Origin of the sequence: Nostoc sp. UIC 10607, assembly GCF_047228265.1 — a bacterium.
Classification (GTDB): domain Bacteria; phylum Cyanobacteriota; class Cyanobacteriia; order Cyanobacteriales; family Nostocaceae; genus Nostoc; species Nostoc foliaceum_A.
The window spans coordinates 58,726-74,914 of record NZ_JBIQNW010000023.1 but is presented as its reverse complement, the minus strand read 5'-3'; the positions used below and the strand labels follow the sequence as shown (position 1 = coordinate 74,914).

At 41.8% G+C, this 16,189-nt stretch carries 13 protein-coding genes; 11 read left to right on the top strand and 2 right to left on the bottom strand.

Annotated elements, in window-relative coordinates; translation table 11 throughout:
- Positions 1-101: 101 nt before the first annotated feature.
- Both uxaC and ACEYW6_RS19830 read right to left on the bottom strand, forming a co-directional pair.
- A complete protein-coding gene (uxaC, locus tag ACEYW6_RS19835) occupies positions 102-1,523 on the bottom strand; it encodes a glucuronate isomerase (protein WP_412981088.1) in 1,422 nt (473 codons plus the stop codon).
- A gap of 212 nt (positions 1,524-1,735) precedes the next feature.
- Complete coding sequence (locus tag ACEYW6_RS19830; protein WP_412981087.1) at positions 1,736-2,761, bottom strand: LacI family DNA-binding transcriptional regulator; 1,026 nt, start codon at positions 2,759-2,761, stop codon at positions 1,736-1,738.
- Positions 2,762-2,937: 176 nt separating this feature from the next.
- Between ACEYW6_RS19830 and ACEYW6_RS19825 the strand changes: the two genes are divergently transcribed.
- The 11 genes from ACEYW6_RS19825 (at position 2,938) to ACEYW6_RS19775 (ending at position 15,754) form a co-directional block, all read left to right on the top strand.
- Positions 2,938-3,423: a gluconokinase gene (locus tag ACEYW6_RS19825; RefSeq protein ID WP_412981086.1), complete on the top strand. Its 486-nt coding sequence runs from the start codon at positions 2,938-2,940 to the stop codon at positions 3,421-3,423.
- Positions 3,424-3,561: 138 nt separating this feature from the next.
- Positions 3,562-3,885, top strand: coding sequence for a DUF1815 family protein (locus tag ACEYW6_RS19820; RefSeq protein WP_190891881.1), 324 nt, complete (start codon positions 3,562-3,564; stop codon positions 3,883-3,885).
- A 327-nt stretch (positions 3,886-4,212) separates the two neighbouring features.
- Complete coding sequence (locus tag ACEYW6_RS19815; protein WP_412981085.1) at positions 4,213-5,109, top strand: inositol oxygenase family protein; 897 nt, start codon at positions 4,213-4,215, stop codon at positions 5,107-5,109.
- A gap of 877 nt (positions 5,110-5,986) precedes the next feature.
- Complete coding sequence (locus tag ACEYW6_RS19810) at positions 5,987-6,994, top strand: ABC transporter substrate-binding protein (protein ID WP_412981084.1); 1,008 nt, start codon at positions 5,987-5,989, stop codon at positions 6,992-6,994.
- 179 nt (positions 6,995-7,173) lie between these two features.
- Positions 7,174-8,226, top strand: coding sequence for an ABC transporter substrate-binding protein (locus ACEYW6_RS19805; protein ID WP_412981083.1), 1,053 nt, complete (start codon positions 7,174-7,176; stop codon positions 8,224-8,226).
- A gap of 277 nt (positions 8,227-8,503) precedes the next feature.
- Positions 8,504-10,060 carry a sugar ABC transporter ATP-binding protein gene (locus tag ACEYW6_RS19800; protein WP_412981082.1) on the top strand — a complete coding sequence of 519 codons (1,557 nt, stop codon included), beginning with the start codon at positions 8,504-8,506 and terminating at the stop codon, positions 10,058-10,060.
- On the top strand, positions 10,057-11,055 hold the full coding sequence (locus ACEYW6_RS19795; protein WP_412981081.1) for an ABC transporter permease subunit: 999 nt from the start codon (positions 10,057-10,059) through the stop codon (positions 11,053-11,055). Before ACEYW6_RS19800 ends, ACEYW6_RS19795 begins: the two co-directional genes overlap by 4 nt.
- Before the next feature lie 63 nt (positions 11,056-11,118).
- Positions 11,119-11,313 carry a hypothetical protein gene (locus ACEYW6_RS19790; RefSeq protein WP_412981080.1) on the top strand — a complete coding sequence of 65 codons (195 nt, stop codon included), beginning with the start codon at positions 11,119-11,121 and terminating at the stop codon, positions 11,311-11,313.
- Between the two features lie 121 nt (positions 11,314-11,434).
- The gene (locus ACEYW6_RS19785) at positions 11,435-12,835 is read left to right on the top strand and encodes a sugar porter family MFS transporter (protein ID WP_412981079.1); all 1,401 of its coding nucleotides are present in this window, start codon (positions 11,435-11,437) and stop codon (positions 12,833-12,835) included.
- Between the two features lie 417 nt (positions 12,836-13,252).
- Positions 13,253-14,866: an iron uptake porin gene (locus ACEYW6_RS19780; RefSeq protein WP_412981078.1), complete on the top strand. Its 1,614-nt coding sequence runs from the start codon at positions 13,253-13,255 to the stop codon at positions 14,864-14,866.
- A gap of 417 nt (positions 14,867-15,283) precedes the next feature.
- A complete protein-coding gene (locus ACEYW6_RS19775) occupies positions 15,284-15,754 on the top strand; it encodes an N-glycosidase (RefSeq protein ID WP_190891899.1) in 471 nt (156 codons plus the stop codon).
- The last annotated feature ends 435 nt before the right edge of the window (positions 15,755-16,189 follow it).

Sequence of the window (16,189 nt, the reverse complement as noted above, 5' to 3'; positions counted from 1 at the left end):
TACTCGGTTTTTGCATTTTGAACCCAAAGTTTGGTTTTGGGAAAGGGTTTTTATTTCCCTTTTCCCCTTGCCCTTTCCCCCTTAACCGACAAGTATTGGTATTAGTCCAATTTGTAAGCAACCTTAGCGAGGTCGTAAGCTAAAGCGCGGGCCATATCATACCCTTCCTCTTCCTCAACCAATCCCCGTGTTACCAATCCAGCTAACCAATTACAAGCTACCCGTCGCCAGACATTATGACGAGCCGGAATAGAAACGAAAGCACGGGTATCATCATTAAACCCAGCAGTATTATAAAGTCCAGCAGTTTCCATTACCTGATTAAAGTAGCGTTCCATGCCATTTACGCTGTCGTGAAACCACCAAGGCGGGCCAAGCAATATAGTGGGATAATGACCGGCTAGGGGAGCCAATTCTCGGCTGTAAGTACTTTCATCCATGCCAAAAAGAATTAAGCTAAAGCGCCGATCATTTCCATAGGCTGACAACAACGGACGCAGATTTTGAGTCCATTCTATTTTTAGCGGAATATCAGCACCTTTATCAGATCCAAATGTCTCGAACAGAGCCGGATTATGGTTACGCATAACACCACAATGCATTTGCATCACTAAGCCATCTTCCACACTCATCCGAGCCATTTCCATGAACATATGACCAGTAAAATTCTCGACATCACCTGGATTCAGCTTGCCGGTTAATGCTCTAGCAAAAATAGCTTCTGCTTCTTGGTCAGAAAGGCGTGTGGTATAAGGTGTAGCTGCACCTTGATCGGTAGCCGTGGCGCCCATTTTTTTAAAGAAGGCGCGACGTTCTTCTAGGGCTTTTATAAAATTGGCGTAAGTGCTAATTTCTCTACCAACAGTGCTTTCCAATTTGGTCAAATTTTCGCGCCAACCAGGAGCATCTAAGTGAACTACTGCATCTGGTCGAAAAGTTGGTCTGATTTGAGTAAAACCTTCTTCGTGGAGCGATCGCTGATTCTCTAGGGTGTCACTGGCTGCATCGGTAGTACAAAGCACTTCGATGTTAAAGCGTTTGAATAAAGCACGAGGGGAAAACTCAGGCAAAGCTAATAGACGTTCCAAGTAATCATAGATATGTCCGGCATTACGAGAGTTTAAAGGTTCATCTATACCAAAGACGTTAATTAGTTCATCTTTAAGCCACAACCCGGACGGAGTACCTTGGAATAGATAAAAATGTTCGGCGAACAATTGCCAGATTTTACGATGGTCGGTTTCTGCTGGTGAACCATCAGTAGTAGGTATGCCCAAAGCTTGCAGAGGTATGCCCCGACTATAAAGCATCCGCAAAAGATAGTGGTCTGGGATAATAAATAATTCGGTCGGTGAACCAAAACGAGCTGCGGGATTAGCTAACAAAGCTGGATCTACATGGCCGTGTGGACAGACTAGGGGTAGCGCAGATATGCTGTCAAAAAATTGGTGAGCTAGTCGTCTTTGAACTGGTTCTGGAGAAAAGCAGCGATCGGGAGATAAAGCCAGTTTTTTGGTTAACATAATTTTTGTTTTGTTAAAATTTTTTCAAATTAATTGTGGTTATTTATTACACAACACAGTTGTAGAGACGCGATTTATCGCGTCTTAAAAAACCAATCATCTACACTAATAACCCTTAACCCAAGTGTATTGATTTATTACAGAGCTTTTCAACAGAAACGATTAATCGCGTCTCTACTCCCCATCTCAGTTGTTGTATAAGTACCTGAAAATTACTGTAATGCTGCGCTACTACCACGCTGTAATAAAAAAGGAGATAAAACGCGATTTTCGACAGTTTTTCCTTCTAATAAGTCGAGCAACATTTGCATGGCTATACCACCAATTTCTAACATTGGCTGGCTGACTGTCGTCAGTGGCGGAGTAACGTAACTACCCAAAGCAATACCATCAAATCCAACCAGGCTTAAACTTCGCGGTACTAAAATACCTAGTTCTTGGCAAGCTAACAAAGCACCAACCGCCACCATGTCGTTGTAACAAAAGATGGCTGTAACCTCAGCAGTCAATAGTTTAGATAGCATCTGCTGTCCGGTAGTAACATCGCTTGTTCTGGTATCATCTTCATCACTAATTGCAACCCAATCAGTATTTGGTGATATACCAGCTTCCGCAAGGGCCATTTGATACCCTTCTAGGCGCTGCTGATTCGATCTGCTGCGATCGCCTACACCCAGATAACCAATGGCGGTGTGTCCCAGACTTATTAGATGTTCTGTGGCTAATCTAGCACCTAAGCGATCGTCTATTGCCACTGAGTGAAATATTTCAGATTGATCTTCTGTCTGGCTATTAATCAGAACTGTTGGCACAGCAATTTGCGTTAGTTGTTTGGTATGCTGCTTACTAATTCGTGAGTCGGCTACTAAAATCCCGTCTACTCTCCGACGATGAAAACTATCAATAGCGGCTATTTCTTGCTCAAAATTTCGGTGTGAAGCACTTAACAAAACACTCAAGCCTGCGGGTCTGGCTATTTTCTCGATTCCCTCTACTACCTCAGCAAAAAATGGATCTGCTATTGAAGTTACTACTACTCCAATAGTATTAGTGCGTTTATTTTGCAAGCTTTGAGCAATAGCATTAGGCACATAGTTCATCTCCTGCGCCAATTGCTTAATTTCCTCTCGCACTTTAGGGCTAATGAGAGCATTATCTCTCAAAGCGCGTGAAACTGTGGAGTGAGAAACACCTGCTCTTTGAGCAATATCTTCAATTGAAATTCTTCTTTTATTCATTTTTTATATGAGGTTTTAAAATATTGCACACGTGTGCATAAATAGTATTATAGAAAATAATCGTTATTTGTCAAGAGATTTTAATACAACTCACATGTTGCATGGAAAGCAGTCTTGACTTCTGCCTCCATTTCAATAACTTAACTTTTCTTAAGTAAAATATGATTAAGCAGTCAATGATTATTATCGTAATGGGTGTATCAGGTTCTGGCAAAACCACCATAGGAAAACTGCTAGCAGACTCGTTAGAATGGGAGTTTAGCGACGCTGATGCTTTTCACTCGCCAGAGAATGTTGAGAAAATGCGGCGCGGTATCCCTCTGGGTGAAGCTGACAGGATGCCTTGGTTGCAAGATTTGCAAACAGCCATAAAACATTGGCTGCAAGATAATAAAAATGTAGTGCTGGCGTGTTCGGCTCTAAAGGACAGCTATCGGCAATTTCTGGTATTGGATAGCGAACGCATCAAGCTAGTTTACCTCAAAGGGTCTTATGAGTTGATTCAAATGCGATTGCAAGAGCGTAGCAATCATTACATGAGCGAAAAACTCCTCAACAGCCAGTTTTATACTCTTGAAGAACCATTAGACACCATATCTATGGATGTTGCACAACCACCCCAGGTAATTGTCCAAAACATTAGAACGGCTTTGGGGATTTAGCTTATTGGTTACAACCGGAAGATTAAGATTAATCACGTCTTTAGGAAAACATGAACTTTTGGCAACCAGATTACATCAGATGTAAATCTAAAGAAATTTTAAAAGGAACCACATAAATGTAGTGGTAGGAGAAAACTAGTGTTTCTAAGATTAGCGCAACAACATCAGGAATTCGTCCAAGACTTGGTAATGAACCTGCAAGCCTTGACAATTACACTTGACGGGTGTGGCTATACAGCGTCTTGTTATATATGCGGTGACCAAATGCAGAGTGCTTCATTTATGGTTAGCCTAGGAGAAAAGCACCTGATTCGATTTTTAGTGTCTGATTACGGGATTACTTGGATGGAATTATGGGACGATCGCGAATTAATGAAGTTGGAGGGTGCAGAAGCGATCAGCCAATTACAAGAGTTGGCTAATATTGTCAAGTATTCTCATGCAATCCAATTGACAAATTGACACTTCTGTGGATAAAGTTGACAAAAAAATTAAGTACAGGTGTGTAAAACAAAATATGAGCTTATATTCAGCTTTGTGCACACGTGTGTATAGCTGTTTACAAAGTTTTCGCTACTGAGAAGGCATTCAAAATATCTTAAGAATTAGCGATCGCATAAGTGCTTTGTCTGAACTCAAATCCACATGCATCCAAAGACGACAAGAAACTTAACACACGTTTTTGCACACGTGTGCAAAAATAAATTCAATACAAGTTTTGCACACCTGTGCATAAGGTGGAGTGCGAAAATAGCATTTAACAAATCAATATCGACAAGTAATAAAGTTATGTCTCAAACTCTAAATAATGCCATCGACCAAGCTCAAAACAATCCCTTACATTCTCTAGAAGAATGGGAAGAAGACTTACTTAATCGCTATCCCGATGCGGACAGCATAGTTAAAGAAGGTAAAACCACCGAAGAGTACAGGAATTACGAAACGCCCACTAGAGACACGGTGAAAGAGTTCTATCGGTTAAATCATATCAATCAAACGTATGATTTTGTATTAGAAAAAAAAGAAGAATTTTTGAAGTTGGATAAAAAAGAAATGTCTGTCTGGGATGCATTGGAGTTTTTGAATCAATTGGTTGATGATTCAGATCCTGATACAGACTTAGATCAATTACAGCACCTATTGCAAACATCAGAAGCCATTCGCGCTGATGGTCACCCAGACTGGATGGTACTTACTGGCTTGTTTCACGATATGGGGAAAGTACTTTGCTTATTTGGTGAACCCCAATGGGCTACAGTAGGTGATACCTATCCAGTGGGTTGTGCATTTTCTGATAAGATTGTTTTCTCGGAATTTTTCAAAGAAAACCCTGATTACAATAACCCTATATATAACTCCCTATATGGTGTTTACGAGCCGAATTGTGGCTTGAGTAATGTACACATGTCATGGGGACATGATGAGTATGTATATTACATGATGAAAAACTATTTGCCCGAATCTGCATTGTACATTCTCCGCTATCACTCATTTTATCCTCAACATCGTGAAAATGCTTACGAACATTTGATGGATAAACACGATAAAGAAATGTTTAAATGGGTGAAGTTATTCAATCCCTACGATTTGTATTCAAAGAACCCTAATCCTCCAGATTGGCAAAAATTAAAGCCTTACTATGAAGATTTAGTAGCTAAATATTTACCCAGAACCTTAAAATTCTAAATTTTTGCTAGAAGCAAAAGCAAAGAAAAAAATACCCTACAGACGCAAACTACTTATCCCATCAGTTATTTCACATCTTGACAACAGCGGTAATGGGGTGAGAATGACTTTTTTGGTATTTCTTATCTCTATAACCAAAGAATTATTCTGATCGAGATATACCAAGACTAGCTCTGGGAAATTAGTATAGCAAATAAGCGCACTTCGCAAGCATATTTGAATAAACTCTGAAAATAAGACAAGAGGATTTTTATCTATGACAATTCGCTATATCTTTCTACCTCTAATAGATAGATTTAAAAACAGACATTTCTCTATTATGGTATTAACTTTTCTCAATTCAACTTAAGTTAAATGTGTTAAGTTTTTTAAAGTTTGCATCAGACAAAAATTACTTAATTTTCGCAAATGCTCTAGTAGAAAAAGTTTAACCTACATAGAGATGGAATAGTTTTCTTAGCTTTGTAAAGTTCAATAAACGGGGATCATCTTTGCGATAATGCAGGTTAAACTAAAATAATGTAAAAGGAAATACAAATTTCCAAGTTTGATAAAATCATGTTCTACTAGTTCTAGTTAAAAGCTGTTTTTAGCCCACACACTTCCAAATCTAGTTTCAGGTATGTAATTTTTTGACGTAGTGTAGTGTTTGTAGTTTTGCTTTAAAAACAAAATATTTAAATTAGGGCAATTAATAGCGCTAATTTAAATCAGGTCCCATTAGAAGACATTTTAGAAAAATTAAAATTTCCAAAACCAGCATTAGTGCTAGGTTATGCCTGAAGTTTTCAGACCTAGCTCATATTGTGAGAGATTTGCAGATTTATATTCTACTGACCTTTTTGAAATTTAAATCCGTTGTGAAAAATAGATGAATATGAAGATAATTTCGATCATAGTTGGCATACTAGGTTTCGCTGTTGTTGGTTGCACAAATAGCTCTCAAAATGACAACACAGCTACTAATACTGGTACTAACACTGCTACCAATACTAGTTTAGAGAGTCAAGCTAATGCTCCAAATAAAAAATTGCAAACAATCGGCATTGCCTTGGGTGACTTGGGCAACCCTTTTTATAATGCAGTGCAGAAAGGGGCTGAAATAGAAGCTAATAAAATTGGGGGTAATATCAGAGTTAATGCGGTTTCCAGTGCCTTTGATCTGAACCAACAAACCAACCAAATCGAAAATTTCACTGCTGCGAATACTGACCTAATTATCCTTAGCGCTGTTGACAAAAAAGGAGTTAAACCGGTAATTGACCAAGCAAGGCTTGCAGGTAGGGTTGTCATTGCAGTAGATTCAGCCGTTGATGCAGATGTGGATGCGATGATTAGCTCTAACAATACCCAAGCTGGTGAGGTTGCTTGCCAATATATTGCCGATCGCCTCAAAGGTAAAGGTAGTGTAGTCATCCTCAACGGTACCCCAATGGACTCAATCAATCAGCGAGTGAGTGGCTGCGAGAAGTCATTGTCCAAATATCCCGATATCAAACTCATCTCTAAAGACCAAAACGCCGAAGGGACTAGGGATGGAGGACTGAGAGTCATGAGCGATTTGCTTACCACCTTTCCCAAAATTGATGCCGTTTTTGCCACGAACGATCAAAGTGGTGTTGGTGCAGATTTAGCAGCTAGACAAGCAAGACGCAATGAATTTTTTATTGTTGGGGTTGATGGATCGCCAGATGCAACCCAAGCAATGGGAGACAAAGATGGTGTATTTGCTGCAACTGCTGCTCAAAATCCCGCAGGGATGGCCCAAAAAGCAGTTCAAGTTGGAAATGATATCATCCAGGGCAAAAAACCTAAGTCATCTGAGATTCTGATTCCAGTCAAGTTGGTTACCAGAGATAACCTTGGCAGCTACAAAGGCTGGTAATTTTTAATTCGTAATTCGTAATGACGCTCGAATACTCGCTAACGCTGCGCTAACGTAATTCGTAATTACAACACACAGAAAAAGGATTGAGATAGGAGGGTTAGAATATTTGACCATGTTTTTTAAACAATACATCGGTTCAAAATTTGGTTTAAGTAAGAATGACTTCTAGGAGATATATGAATGTGAAAAAGATTGCGTTCACCTCTAGTATTACGCTTCGCGTAATCGCAGCTAGCATATTAGGTATCATCAGTGGTAGTCTTGTCGGCTGTACAAATGGTTCTCCCGATGGCAACACTGCTACTAACACTGATATTAAACCTGCTACCAATACTAGTGCAGAAACTAAAACCGCCACTGGGAATACAAAGTTGCGATCGGTTGGCTTCACCGTTGGCGATCTAAGTAACCCTTTCTTCGTCGTTATGGGACAAGCAGTTGAGGAAGAAGCGAAAAGAATTGGCGGAAAAGATGTCAATGTTAGTACAGCTTCCAGTGCTTATGACCTTAACCAACAAGCCAATCAAATTGAAAATTTGACTGCCGCAAATACTGACATCATTATTTTGAATGCTGCTGATAAAAGTGGAATTAGACCAATAGTTGAAAAAGCCAAACTTGCAGGTAGAATTGTGATTGCCGTAGACACAGGTGCTGAGGGAGGTGTGGATGCCACCATCACCACTAATAATGTCCAAGCTGGAGAAGTTAGTTGCAAATATATTGCTGATCGCCTCAAAGGTAAAGGCAATGTAGTAATAGTTAATGGGCCGCCAGTGGACTCGGTCGTTCAGCGAGTTAGTGGCTGCGAGAATGTATTATCCAAATATCCCGATATCAAAATCCTCTCTAAAAACCAGAATGCAGGGGGTAGCCGGGATGGAGGACTTAGAGTTATGACTGATTTACTTACAACCTTTCCGAAAATTGATGCTGTTTTTGCCATTAACGATCCGAGTGGAATTGGCGCAGAACTAGCAGCAAAGCAAGCACAACGTCAAGATTTCTTTATTGTTGGGGTTGATGGTGCGCCAGAAGCAATCACTGCGATCGCAGCTAAAGATAGTTTATATGCTGCAACTGCTACTCAAAATCCACGAGGAATGGCCCAAAAAGCAGTTCAGGTTGGCAACGACATCTTAAATGGTAAAAAGCCTAGTAACCCTACCATTCTGATTCCAGTTAAGTTGATCACAAAAGATAATGTCAGCACAGAAAAAGGTTGGTAACTAATAAAAATTGTGAATTTGAAATTACAAATTATGTCTAATCGGAGTTGAGTCTTCCGATGCATTGACAGAGTTTTTGCACATACCCATGATGTATATATATACATCTGCGGAAAGTTCTAAATGTCGAAAAAAGATGTTCAGAACTTTCCAAGATAGTGGTCGGTTTTGAAAACATGATTTTGTGATGATCTTAATTTCACATCAAGTGTGAGTTTATTGATTGATTTCTAAACTCACAATTGCGAATTTTAAATTGTTTTTAGAGGTTCTGCTCATGACAAAAACTATTGAAACCTCATTTCCTGATGCACCAACCACCGCCCCTGTATTAGAAATGCAAGGGATTACGAAACGATTTCATGGTGTATCTGCACTCCAAAATGTCAATCTCACGATTTATCCAGGAGAAGTTCACGCCCTCATGGGTGAAAACGGAGCAGGTAAAAGCACATTGATGAAAATCCTAGCTGGGGCTTACATTGCCGATGAAGGAGAAATTCGGATCAATGGTCAACCCTTGAAAATTACCGATCCGGCGACAGCACGCAAATCGGGTATTAATCTCATCTATCAAGAACTGAATGTTGCACCTAATTTAACCGTTACCGAAAATATGTTTATGGGTAGCGAGTTGCAGCGAGGTCAGTTTTTAGACCGCAAAGCAATGCAACTGGAAGCAGAGCAAGTGCTGGAAAGCCTGGGAGCCAATTTTACAGCGCAGACTATAGTTGGTACCTTATCGATCGCAGAACAGCAGCAAGTGGAAATTGCCAGGGCGCTGAAAGATAAAAGCCGCGTTTTGGTAATGGATGAGCCAACAGCAGCATTGTCTGACCGCGAGAGTGAGCATTTATTTAAGGTAATTCGCAAATTGCGGAGTGATGGCATTGCCATTATTTACATCAGCCATCGTATGGAAGAAATCTATGCCCTAGCTGACCGGATTAGCGTACTGCGCGATGGTCAATATATTGGCAGTCTCACACGCAGTGAAATTTCCCCACAGCGATTGGTGCAGATGATGGTTGGTCGCTCCATGCAAGACTTTTACGAACATAAACGACAAACGAATCCTGGCCCAGTCGTGCTGGAAGTCAGAAATATGAGTGACGCCCGCAAGAAGATTGAGCCGGCTAGTTTTGAACTTCATGCTGGAGAAATTCTTGGTTTAGCGGGGCTGGTTGGCGCAGGACGCACAGAACTATCCCGGCTGATTTTTGGTGCTGACCGCAAGGCCAGTGGTGAAGTATTTCTAAATGGCAAAAAACTGGAAATTAATACGCCCAGTGATGCGATCGCTGCGGGAATTGGCTACGTCCCAGAAGACCGCAAAGATCAAGGTTTATTTCTGGAGATGAGCGCCCGGAAAAATATTGCCATCAACACACTCAAGCAGGATGCCAAAGCTGGAATTGTTAACTGGGGTTCAGTTAATCGGCTGTCAACAGATGCGGTGGAAAACTTTAATATCCGCCTAGCCAATTTGGAAATTAGAGCGCTGGATCTTTCTGGTGGTAATCAGCAGAAGCTACTGCTAGCGCGTTGGTTAGCCATTAAACCGAGAGTCCTGATGTTAGATGAGCCGACACGCGGCGTAGATATCGGTGCCAAAAGCGAAATTTACCGAATTATGAGCGAATTGGCAGCACAAGGTGTTGCTATTTTAATGGTTTCCAGCGAACTAGCGGAAATTGTCGGCATGAGCGATCGCGTCTTGGTGATGCGAGAAGGACAACTGGTAGGCGAACTGGACGGCAGTCTTGGTAAAGAAATCACCCAAGAAAAGATTATGCACTATGCAACTGGAGCATCGGAGGTATTAGAATCATGAGTCAGACAGTCAGACCGCCTGCCAATAAATTAGGCAAAAATCCCGTATCCCGGAACCGCAAATCAATTAGCACTCTGCTGGAAGTTGCGGGTATTCTGCCAATCTTAGTAATTATCTGCATCTTATTTGCATTCCTTTCTCCCAACTTCCTCACAGGCGGTAACATCATTAATATCTTGCGTCAGGCATCAATTAATATTGTGCTGGCGACAGGAATGACCTTTGTGATTCTCACCGGAGGTATAGACCTTTCTGTTGGGTCAATATTAGCTGTTTCTGCCGTAGTTGCGTTGCTAGTATCGCTACTGCCGGCTTTAAGTTGGGCGGCTGTGCCTGCTGCGTTGCTAGCAGGATTGCTTTTAGGCTTACTCAACGGCGCTCTCATCACCTTTTTAGATGTACCACCTTTTATTGTCACGTTGGGTTCACTTACAGCCTTGCGAGGTGTTGCCTTCTTGATTGCCAAGGGGACAACGCTGATTAACCGTGACATAAATTTTGCTTGGGTGGGTAATACCTATGTCGGCCCTCTTCCGTGGCTAGTGATAATTGCACTACTGGCTGTAATCGCTAGCTGGTTTGTGCTGCGACAAACTGTTTTAGGAGTGCAGATATATGCTGTCGGTGGTAACGAGCGGGCAGCCAGATTAACTGGAATTAAAGTTAATCGGGTGTTGCTATTCGTCTATGGTATTAGTGGATTACTGGCAGGTTTAGCAGGAATCATGAGTGCCAGCCGTCTTTATAGTGCTAGTGGCATCTTAGGTCAGGGTTACGAATTAGATGCGATCGCTGCTGTTATTCTAGGTGGAACCAGCTTTACAGGCGGTATTGGTACAATTGGCGGCACACTTCTAGGTGCATTGATCATTGCTATTCTCAACAATGGTTTAACCTTGTTGAACCTGTCTTACTTCTGGCAACTAGTCGTTAAAGGACTAGTAATTATTTTGGCAGTGATGATTGATCGGTTACGCAGACGTTCCAGACGATAAAGGAAACTTGGGACTGGGTATTGGGATTCTACGGTGTACACACAAATCTCTTGACCTGCACCTTTGTTACATCGACCTGCACCTTTGTTACATCGACCTGCACCTTTATTACATCAACCTGCAACTTTATTACATCAACCTGCACCTTTATTACATCGACCTGCACCTTTGTTACATCAATCTGCACCTTTGTTACATCGACCTGCACCTTTGTTGCATCGACCTGCAAAGATTAACCTGCCCTATGTTAAGCAGTAACTTTAAAAGACTTGTGTATACACGGCAGGTATTGGGGACTGAGGGGTGCAGAGAGCCAAATGCCCAATGCCCAATGCCCCATGCCCCATGCCCCATGCCCCATGTCCACAATACATAAACTATGTCATCTACTACTGTTCGTCGTAAATCCAGCACATTCTATGTAATTTTAATTGCTGGTGCTGCTGCCCTCGGCGGCTTTCTATTCGGTTTTGACACTGCTGTAATCAACGGTGCGGTTGGCGCTCTTTCTAAAGCCTTTAACGCCAACAGTGTGCTAACAGGCCTTGCCGTGTCACTGGCATTGTTGGGGTCTGCGGTAGGAGCCTTCTATGCAGGGAAAATCGCAGACCGTTATGGTCGAGTCAAGGCAATGGTAGCAGCTTCGGTGTTGTTTACCATCAGTGCCATTGGCTCCGGGATTGCCTTAGGAATCTGGGATTTTATCTTTTGGCGAGTATTGGGTGGCATTGCAGTTGGTGCTGCTAGCGTCATTGCTCCAGCTTACATCGCGGAATGTTCTCCCACCCATTTGCGAGGAAGATTAGGATCTCTGCAACAATTAGCGATCGTAGTTGGGATTTTTATTGCACTGCTATGCGACTACTTTATTGCTGTGTCAGCAGGTTCAGCCGAGTCGCCGTTTTTGTTTGGTATAGCCGCTTGGCGCTGGATGTTTTGGACAGAAATTCCTCCCGCCGTGCTTTATGGAATGTCAGCTTTAATGATTCCCGAATCTCCCCGGTACTTAGTTGCTCAAGGACGAGAACCAGAAGCTGCTAACGTTCTCACCAAGATTTTGGGGGGTGATGTGCTGGCAAAAATTGAAGAAATTCGGCAGACAGTGCTTCGAGAACGCGAACCCAGATTTTCTGACCTTTTAAGCAGAAATGGTGGACTCCTTCGGATTGTTTGGATAGGAATAGGCTTATCTGTATTTCAGCAATTCGTTGGCATTAATGTAATCTTCTACTACAGTAGCGTTTTGTGGCGTGCAGTCGGGTTTTCAGAACAAAGTTCTCTAACGATCACGGTGATTACAGGAGCCGTAAATATTATTACAACATTGATTGCGATCGCCTTCGTGGATAAATTTGGTCGCAAGCCCTTGCTCATACTAGGGTCGATTGGCATGACCTTGACCTTGGGGACGATGGCTTCTATTTTTGGTACCGCTCCCCTGGATGCTGCGGGGAACCCCAATCTCACCGGAAGTGCAGGTACTATAGCTCTCATTGCAGCGAATCTCTATGTATTTTGTTTTGGTTTCTCCTGGGGGCCAGTGGTTTGGGTTCTGTTAGGAGAAATGTTTAATAACAAAATTCGAGCCGCTGCACTTTCAGTTGCTGCTGCAATGCAATGGATTGCGAATTTCCTCATTTCCACAACATTTCCTCCCATACTGCAATATTTCGGTCTAGGTTCTGCCTATGGACTTTATACAATTGCAGCGGCTACCTCATTCTTTTTCATTCTCTTTTTTATTAAGGAAACCAAAGGAATTGAGTTAGAAGACATGTAATTCGTAATTTGTATCTCTGTATCCTCGGCGGCAAGCAGCTACGCATCTACGTAAAAAAATGACTTTGATATAAACCGATTATCTGTGAGGTTGCATAGAACAAGAGGCTTCCCTTCGGGACACTACGCAAACGCCAAACTTTTAGAGCGATTATTGCGTACCCCTTCGGGGAGCTTGCTGCGTGCAGCGTCTCGCGGAGAGTGTCTTGAAGACCACTTAATTTTTAATTCAGTATTGGCTCTGTACCCATTTATTAATTATGAATTATTCGGTCAAGACGTTGTTTTAATTAGACCAAAATCTAAGCTCATAATATGTATATTCAATGCTGATTAGCTTAAAAGCTAAAAGCTTTTGTTTGAGTGTAATCTCTTTATTTACAAAATCATAATTCAACCATTTTCAACTAATAAATCAATGCTAAAAATTATTTTTCATAGCTTTTTTATCTTATTTTTGGCAATTCCAACAGTTTGGGCAGCACCTCCAGAAGATGATTCGAGTGCAGCAGATACTGATAGAAATTTGGAGGGACAAGTTAATTCTGTTTCCCAACTTTCCGATATAAAACCGAGCGATTGGGCATTCCAGGCACTGCAATCGCTGGTGGAACGCTATGGCTGTATTGCAGGTTATCCTGACGCAACCTATCGCGGTAATCGTGCTTTGAGTCGTTATGAGTTTGCAGCTGGTTTAAATGCCTGCTTAGATCGGGTGAATGAATTAATTGCTGTGGGTACTAGCGATTTAGTCAAGAAAGAAGATTTGGCAGTGCTGCAAAATTTGCAAACAGAGTTTGCGGCAGAATTGACAACTCTACGTGGGCGGGTGGATACCCTAGAAGCACGGACAGCAACGCTGGAGGAGCAGCAATTTTCCACCACTACTAAATTGAATGCTCAAATTATTACCGCCATTAGTGACAGCTTTGGTAATAGGGTGGGTGGAGACAGCGATGAATCCCGTCTCTTCTTTGCAAACCGGGGTCGTCTCAACTTGGAGAGTAGCTTCACCGGCAAAGATTTGTTGCGAGTCCGGCTAGAGTTTGGCAACTTTGCGAATTCCAATGGTGCAAGCCAAATTGCCGCAGCCACAGGTACAGGAATGACACGCCTGAACTTTGACAATGACAGCAACAATACACTTATAATTCCTCACATTCGTTACTACTTCCCGGTTGGTGATTCCCTCTCCTTCGTCGTTGGTCCCACAGGCATTGGTTACAACGACATCACAAACAACATCACTCCTGCAACCATTGCCGATGATGGTAACGGGATTCCCTCACTATTTGGCAAAAACAGTCCCCTCTTCGAGCGGGGTGGTGGTGGTGCAGCCGCTAACTGGAGTATCAGTAAAAACTTGATTCTCACCTTGGGCTATTTAGCAAATAATCCGAACGTTCCATCAGCGCAAAATGGCTTATTTGATGGCGGTTACAACGCTCTGGCACACCTGGCATATTACGGCCAACAAGGAGCTATTGGTGTCGCCTACTCTCATGGTTATACCCCTGCTGGCACTGTAGATATCAACGCCGGGAGAGGCAGTGCCCTGGCAAATGCTCCCTTTGGAAACAACATTGCTACTTCCAATAGCATTGTTGGTGTACAGGGATACTATCGCTTTTCCCCAAATTTCCAGGTTCACTCTTGGGGTGGATATGTTTGGGCAAATGCCAAGAACTCTGGTTTCAGTGATATTTCTAATGGTAGGGGGGAAACAGATTCTCTCTTTGTGAACAATGGAGATAATGCCAATGCCTGGTTTGGGGCGATTGGTATGTCGTTTCCCGATGTGGGTGGTAGAGGCAACCTGCCGGGAATTCTCTTTGGGATACCGCCGCGTGTCTCTAACAGTGATGTCCGTCAAGACCGAGATAACGCTTACCATATCGAAGCATTCTATCGCTACCGCCTGAATGATAATATCTCAGTGACTCCTGGTTTTTGGGTGATTCTCAACCCGGAAAATGATAGCAGAAATGATACACAGTATGTGGGTGTGATTCGCACAACCTTTGATTTTTAACTGAATATGGAGGATCTCAAAAAGTTCTGCGATCGCTTCATCAACTCAAATTTGACTTAAACTGTCAGCATCTAAAAAACCATTAATTGCCGTAAAGTGGTTTTTATCAGGCTGTGGTAAGTATTCACCAGTCAATCCTTTCAAGAGGTCATTAGTCATTAATACCAATGACCAAGGACAAATGACTAATGACTAAATCGGCGGGGGGCTATTCCTCCCACCCCTTGAAGGGATGGGATTCCCGCCGATTTTCGTTGAGCGATCGCTCGGTAGAAGTTTGATAATCTTTATAAGTCGTTGGGAAGAATCCCCAATGATGTGAACCGAGAGAAAATCTGTTTGATAAGCTCGATTTTGGGTTGCGAGTGCGATCTTTCAGCTACCCTGAAATTGAATATATAAAAGAGCAATTTTCAAATGACCATTTATTTTTATAAAGTTTGGCAGCCTTATGGCTGTTTTTCTAACTTTTCTCCCCACGGAATCCACATCCAGGGTACTTACTGGCCAACGGTTGAGCATTACTATCAAGCCCAAAAGTTTGTCGGCAGTACAGATGCGGCAATTATACCCATCATCCATGCTGCCGCTACCCCAGAAGAAGCTGCCGCTTTGGGAAGATGTAGCACTCGCCAACTCCGTCGAGACTGGGATTTGGTCAAAACTCAAATTATGCGAGAAGCTGTACTCAAAAAGTTTCTCACTCATACTGATATTAGAGAAGTTCTCCTGAAAACAGGCGATGAGATTTTAGTTGAAAACTCCCCAACAGATTCTTTTTGGGGCTGTGGTGCTAATAAAGTCGGTCAAAACCATCTCGGTAAAACTCTCATGAGTGTGCGTGAAGAAATCCGTAATTTACTATCTTTAACGGTAATTTACGAATAATTTAATCAAAATAGTTACATTCAACATAAAATCAGCAATTCGACGGGGAATAGTAAAATTCCCCAGACAACAATCTTTCAAAAAGTTGCCAATAGTTTAGTTATTTATTTGAAAAGATTTTAATTAATTGAATTAATGGGTAAAAAAGGTAAAAAATATTTTTAATTTAGCACAGTTTTTAAGACATAAAATTAAGTAATTTTACTGCAATAGTTTAATGATTAAGAATATAAAATTAATAGATGTCAATGATTAAAATTTTATTAACTTTTAGATAGACTTGAGAGGATGGTTGGACAGTATTTAATGATACAACAAGCGGTTTGATATCACCCTAAATCAACTTTAGAAGGGCTACGGGTGTCATGCAGAATATTTGATACTTTTCCAATATCCTCTGATCCATTTCCAAAAATCTTTGCAACAGATGTAAGC